At 73.4% G+C, this 5,957-nt stretch carries 5 protein-coding genes; 4 read left to right on the plus strand and 1 reads right to left on the minus strand.

Annotation, left to right across the window (positions count from 1 at the left end; translation table 11 throughout):
- The first annotated feature begins 58 nt into the window (after positions 1-58).
- Complete coding sequence (locus tag H3C53_02195; GenBank protein MBW7915487.1) at positions 59-853, plus strand: SDR family oxidoreductase; 795 nt, start codon at positions 59-61, stop codon at positions 851-853.
- Between the two features lie 36 nt (positions 854-889).
- Here the strand turns inward: H3C53_02195 and H3C53_02200 are convergent, their stop codons facing one another.
- Positions 890-2,269 carry a neutral/alkaline non-lysosomal ceramidase N-terminal domain-containing protein gene (locus H3C53_02200; protein MBW7915488.1) on the minus strand — a complete coding sequence of 460 codons (1,380 nt, stop codon included), beginning with the start codon at positions 2,267-2,269 and terminating at the stop codon, positions 890-892.
- A 196-nt stretch (positions 2,270-2,465) separates the two neighbouring features.
- Between H3C53_02200 and H3C53_02205 the strand changes: the two genes are divergently transcribed.
- The 3 genes from H3C53_02205 to H3C53_02215 are packed head-to-tail and all read left to right on the plus strand — an operon-like array spanning position 2,466 to position 5,766.
- Complete coding sequence (locus tag H3C53_02205) at positions 2,466-3,563, plus strand: mandelate racemase/muconate lactonizing enzyme family protein (protein ID MBW7915489.1); 1,098 nt, start codon at positions 2,466-2,468, stop codon at positions 3,561-3,563.
- Entirely contained in the window at positions 3,560-4,342 is a 783-nt protein-coding gene (locus H3C53_02210; GenBank protein ID MBW7915490.1) for a glucose 1-dehydrogenase, read from the plus strand. Before H3C53_02205 ends, H3C53_02210 begins: the two co-directional genes overlap by 4 nt.
- Before the next feature lie 20 nt (positions 4,343-4,362).
- Positions 4,363-5,766, plus strand: a complete 1,404-nt coding sequence (locus H3C53_02215) for a hypothetical protein (GenBank protein MBW7915491.1) — start codon at positions 4,363-4,365, stop codon at positions 5,764-5,766.
- Positions 5,767-5,957 lie beyond the last annotated feature (191 nt).

Here is a 5,957-nt window from a genome sequence, read left to right on the forward strand (position 1 = left end):
GCGGTGGAAGGGATGAACGGGTGGTCGAGGACGTGAAGGAGGGACTGGCGTGGCAACCATGACGGGCGAGTTCGCCGGCAAGGTCGCGCTCGTGACGGGCGCGGCGTCGGGCATCGGGCGCGCCGTGGCCGAACGGTTCGCGGCGCGTGGAGCGGCGGTCGCGGTCGTCGACCTCAGCGCCGCCGGCGCGGAGGCGGTCGCGGCCGAGATCGCGCGGCTCGGCGGCACGGCGAGGGCGTACGCGGCCGACGTGGCGAACGAAGCGAGCGTGACGGCGGCGGTGGCGGCCGTGGCCGCCGAGCTCGGGCGCATCGACCACGTGGTGAACAGCGCCGGGGTCTCCCTGCCCACGCCACTCGACGAGCTCAGCGAGGCCACCTACGCGGCGACGCTGGACGTGGACCTGGGCGGCATCTACCGGGTCTGCCGCGCCGCCGCGCCGTACCTCCGCGCGGCGGGCGAGGCCGCCATCGTGAACATCTCCTCGGTCATGGCCTGGTACTCGGCGCCCGGCTACGTGGCGTACAGCGCGGCCAAGGCCGGCGTGATCGGCATGACGCGCGCCCTCGCGCTCGAGCTCGGCCCCGCCGTGCGGGCCAACGCCATCTGCCCGGGCTTCATCGACACGGCCATATGGCACAGGAACCTCGCCGAGATGGAGCCCGCCGCCGCCGAGGCGTACGCGGAGCGCGTGCGCGCCCGCCACCCGGTGGGCCGGCGCGGGCTCCCCGAGGACATCGCCGCCGCCACCACCTTCCTCTGCTCGCGGGACGCCGCCTTCATCACCGGCACCGAGCTGGTGGTGGACGGCGGCGTGACCATGGACGCGCTCGCCCAGGAGGGCCGCTACTGACGAGCGGGGGCCGTCGGCCCCGGAGGCATGGCGCCGTCAGCCCCGCGCCAGCAGCTCCTCGATGGCCCCCTTGGCGGCGGCCGTGACGGCCTCCAGGCAGCCGCGGGCCAGCGGCGTCTGCCAGACCTCGTACATGTCGACGTCGTAGAGGGCGCTGGGCGGCAGGTAGCCGATGGAGCCGTTGGTGACGTTCATGACGACCACGGCCAGGTCCGGGAAGGCGGCGCGCAGGTCCGTCTGGAGGCTGGAGAACCCCTCGCCCTCTTGCCCCACGAAGACGCACGACCCGAGGCGCCAGACCCAGATCTTGAACGGGTAGGTGGCCGCGTCGCCGAGCGTCTTGCGCAGGCGGGCCTTACGCTGGGCGCGCTCCCTCTGGTACGGCTCGGTGGCCCGTTCCAGCTCGGCCAGTATCTCCGGCAGGGGCGGGTAGTCGGGCTTGATGGGGAGGTCGACGGTGACCTGCAGGGCGTGCGCGGGCGCTGCGGGCGCCGCTGCCTCGTGCGGCAGCCAGACGGCGAGGGGCGCGCCCGACTCGACGATGCGGTCGAACGCCAGCTCCTGGCCGTGCGCGGGCATTCCGAGGAGGGCCGAGAGGGCGGCGAGGCCGAGGCGCCGACCGTGGCCGTCCGCCACGGCGACGTCGCCCACGTACTGGTGGGCCGGCGCGAGCTCGCCGCAGGCCCCCAACAGGAAGACGCACGGCGCCCCAAGCGTGCCGGCCTCGACGGTCGCGCGGGCCTCGCCCACGTAGTCGGGCGACAGGAGTTCGTTCTCCCAGGCGAGGGTGGTGGGGTGGCAGGCGTAGTTGAGGAGGGTGGCGATGACCTCGCCTTCGCTGTCTGTGACGCGGCCCACGAGGACCGTGTCGTCGGCCGGCCCGTCGGGGTTGTAGCCGGTCACGTAGCGGTTCCGCTCCGGGTCGGGGCGGCTCCGGTTGGTGGCGAGGTCGCAGCGACCCGTCGCGAAGCGCAGCTCGCCCGCCACCTCGCTCGCCAGGGCCTGCTTGGCGGCCTTGACGATCTTCTCCCGCAGCGCCTTCAGGTTGGGGATCACGTGTTCGCCGCCCGGGCGGTTGGCGTTCTCGCTCTCGAGCGACGGACCGCTGTGCGTGTGGGACAGGTTGATCATCACGCGGGCCTCGCTCAAGCCGAGACCCTCGAGCACCGCCTGGCGGACGAAGGCCTCGTCGCTGCCCGACTGCCACCAGCCGCCGTCCACCCCTACCAGCACCAGCGGCGCCTCGTCCGCGCTCCCCCGCATGGTGAGGACGTTGGCGTAGAACGGCCGATGGACGCCCGTGGGGGTGTCGCGCAGGCCCGCGCCCCAGCTGCGGAAGTAGATGCCGGCCGGAGGCGTCACGTCCTGGCTGCCCACGCCGAAGAACCCCCTCACGCGCGTGCTGGGCGCGACCATGGTCAGCGGTACGTCTCGAGGGATCATCTGCACGCTCCTACTCTCTCGCTGGGCGGGTGCCCTGGCCGTACCGGGGCGCGGTCGATGCGCTGACCTCCAAGCCGGCTTTCGATAATATAAGACATATCATCCTTGCCTCGGCGCCCCGGACCTCGTTCCTGGTGAGCCCCGCAGGCCGGGCGACGGGCGGAGAGACGTGGAGATCGCCGGCGTTCGCGCGCGGACCGTGGTCGTGCCCTTGGAGCGACCCGTCAGGACCAGCAACCTCGTCGTCACGGAGCGGAGCTACGTCCTGGTCGAGGTGACCACGGTGGACGGGATAGCCGGACACGGCTTCGGCTTCACCCGCGGCGGCCTGGTGGCGGAGACCGTGGAGCGGAACCTGGCGCCGCTCCTCCTCGGGGAGGACGCCGGCCGGGTCGAGGAGCTCTGGCGGAAGATGTACGCCGGCACGCGCTACCTGGGCCGCAAGGGGCTGCTCATGCGCGCCATCAGCGCCGTCGACCTTGCCCTCTGGGACGCCAAGGCCAAGAGCCTGGGCGCGCCCGTCTGGGCGCTCGTCGGCGGGGCGAGGGCGAGCGTGCCCGTTCACGTGGCCGGCGGCTACTACGGACCCGCCACGGACCCGGCTGACGTGGCGGCCGAGTTCGCCGCCTACCGCGAGGCGGGCTACGCGGGGGCGAAGCTGAACGTGGGCGGGTTGCCCTTCGAGGAGGACATGGCCAGGGTGCGCGCCGCCCACGACGCCCTAGGGGACGAGGTCGGCCTGGCGGTCGACTTCAACGGGGCCCTCACCGACGCGCGGACGGCCGAGCGCTGGTCAGCCGCCCTCGCCGAGCTAGACGTGAGCTTCATGGAGGAACCGTTCCTCATGGACGACAGACCGTCGTTGACGGGCTTCGCGCGCCGCTCGCGTGTGCCGGTCGCCATGGGGGAGGACGAGTCGGGCCGTTGGGCGTTCGCCGAGCTCATCGGCATGGGCGCCATGGACATCGTGCGCCACGACGTGACCATCGTGGGCGGTCTCTCGGAGTGGCTCAAGGTCACGGGCCTGGCCCTCGCGAACAACCTGCGGCTCTTCCCGCACTGGTTCCCCGAGTACCACGTGCACCTGGCGGCGGCGTTCACCGAGTGCATGGGCGTGGAGGTGGTCGCGCGTGAGAGCGGGATCATGGGCACCGAGAAGCTGATCCGCAACCCCGTCGTGGCCGAGGGCGGCCACGCGCGGGCGCCGAGCGCGCCCGGCTGGGGCATCGAGTGGGACTTAGGCGCGATAGAGAGGTACTCGGCATGAGTGACGGCACGGTGGGTTCTGGCAAGGACGGCGGCGCGCTCGCCGGGCGCGTCGCGCTCGTCACGGGGGCGGCGCGCGGCATAGGGCTGGCGGTGGCCGAGGCGCTGGCCGCCGCGGGCGCGCTGCTCGAGGTGAGCGACATAGACGGCGTCGCCGCGCAGGCAGCGGCGGCGACGCTCGGGCGCGGGGCGGTGGGAGCGGCCGTTGACGTCTCGGCTAGCGCTCAGGTGAGCGCCTGGGTGGCCGACGTGGCGGCCCGCCGCGGCCGCGTCGACGTCCTCGTCAACAACGCGGGGATCCAGCTCAACCGCGCCTTCGTCGACCTCAGCGACGACGACTGGCGGCGCGTGGTCGGCACCGACCTCGACGGGGCGTTCTACTGCAGCCGCGAGGCCGGCCGGGTGATGCTCGCCCAGGGCAAGGGCGCCATCGTGAACATCTGCTCCGTGGCCGCCTCGTTCGGGATGCCCAGGCGGGTGCCGTACGGCGTCTCCAAGGCGGCGGTGGCCGCCCTCACGCGCGGGCTCGGCGCCGAGTGGGCGCCGGCCGGGGTGCGCGTCAACGCCGTGGCCCCGGGCTACGTGGAGACCGACCTGGTGCGCCACGCCTTCGAGAGCGGCCACATCGACGAGGCCGAGATCCTCGCCAAGATCCCCATGGGGCGCCTGGCGCAGCCGCGCAGCATCGCCGACGCGGTCGTCTTCCTCGCCTCCGACGCCGCCGACTACCTCACCGGCCAGACCATCTTCGTAGATGGCGGCTTCGCCATCTACAAGTGAGCGCCCCCTCAGGAGGAGCCATGACCCAGCTCCGTGCCGGCTTCGGCCGGGCCGTGATCACTCCCAGCCTCGCCGTGCCGCACGCCGGCTGGGGCGCCCAGACGCACCTGCTGGCGGACGGCGTCCACCGCGACCTGCACGTGAGCGTGCTCGTGCTCGCGGAGGAGGGCGGCTCGAGCGAGGTGCTGGTCGAGTTCGACCTCGTGGGCCTCTACGCCTTGGACGCCCGCATCCGCGAGGCCGTGGCCCGCGAGGTCGGCGTGCCGCCGACTTCCGTGCGCGTCTCCGCCACCCACAACCACGCGAACCCCGTCATGTGGGAGAACTGGATCGGTGGGCGGCCCGAGGCCGTGGCCGAGTACCGGGCCGGCCTCCCGACCGCGGCCGCCGGCGCGGCGCGTGCCGCCAAGCTGGCGCTCCGCCCGGTGCGGATGGCCGCCGGCGTGGGACGGAGCGACATCGGCCGCAACCGGCGGCAGAAGGTGACCGAGCCGGACGGCAGCACGCGCGTGATCGTGGGCGTGGACGAGAGGGGCGTCACCGACCCTGCCGTCACGGTCGTGCGGTTCGACGAGCTCGACGGCGCGCCTTACGCGGCCGTCCTCGGTTACGCCTGCCACGCCACGACCCTGGGACCCGACAACCGGCTGCACAGCCCCGACTACCCCGGGGTGGCGAAGGCGGTGTTCGAGGCGGCGACCGGCGCTTCGAGCATCTTCCTGCAGGGGGCGGCGGGCAACGTGGGCCCGCGGCACGGCTTCGTTGCCGACATCGCCGTGGTCGAGCGGCTCGGTGCCGCGTTGGGGTTGGAAGCCGCGCGCGTGTTCACCGAGCTCGAGACGCGGCCGGTGGAACTCGTCTTCGACCGCGCCCGCGAGTCGGGCGCCACCCTCGGCATGTGGGTGGAGCGGAGTGTGCCGGAAAGGCCCGCGCGGCTCGTGGCGCGACGCGAGATGGTGGCCTTGCCGCTCCGGCCGCAACCCCCGGTCGAGGAGGCGCAGGCGGAGTACGAACGTTGGCAGGCCGAGCTGACGCGAGTGACCGGCGACGGGTCGGACGCGAGCGTGGTCGAGGCGACGATGTTCCGCGCCCGCCGCGCCCAGATGGCGGTCGGCCGCGCGACCACCTACGGCGGCCGCAGCACCATGGACGTGACCATCGAGCTCCTGCGCCTCGGCGACGTGGCCATCGTGGGGTGCAACGGCGAACCGTTCTGCGAGATCGGGCTCGCCATCAAGGCGGCGTCGCCGTTCCGTGTCACGTTCTTCGGCGGTTACACGGGTGAGGCCCTCGGCTACATCCCCTGGCCCAGCGCCTACGAGGAGGGCGGCTACGAGGTGGAGACGAGCCCCTACTCGCCCGACGCCGCGCCCAGGCTGGTGGCCGCCGTGACGGAGGCGTTGGAGCGCCTGGCCGCCGGGTGACAGCCCGCCGGTTGGCAGCCCGCGGGTTGGCAGCCCGCGGGTGAGCGACCGCGGGTTGACCGACCCCGCGCCGACCGACCACGGGTTGCTAGGGGGCTAGTGACCGTGCCCGGCGCGCCCCGGCATCAGGTCACGCCAGGTAGTCGTGCACGACGCGGCCGAACGGGAGCGTGAAGTCGGCGCGCCAGTGG

The sequence above is a fragment of the Trueperaceae bacterium genome (genome assembly GCA_019454765.1).
In the GTDB taxonomy this organism is placed as follows: domain Bacteria; phylum Deinococcota; class Deinococci; order Deinococcales; family Trueperaceae; genus JAAYYF01.

Bases quoted from the DNA above. Each gene is read 5' to 3' on its own strand.
- H3C53_02195 (MBW7915487.1), top strand. From the start codon at position 59: ATGACGGGCGAGTTCGCCGGCAAGGTCGCGCTCGTGACGGGCGCGGCG.
- H3C53_02200 (MBW7915488.1), bottom strand. From the start codon at position 2,269: ATGGTCGCGCCCAGCACGCGCGTGAGGGGGTTCTTCGGCGTGGGCAGC.
- H3C53_02210 (MBW7915490.1), top strand. From the start codon at position 3,560: ATGAGTGACGGCACGGTGGGTTCTGGCAAGGACGGCGGCGCGCTCGCC.
- H3C53_02215 (MBW7915491.1), top strand. From the start codon at position 4,363: ATGACCCAGCTCCGTGCCGGCTTCGGCCGGGCCGTGATCACTCCCAGC.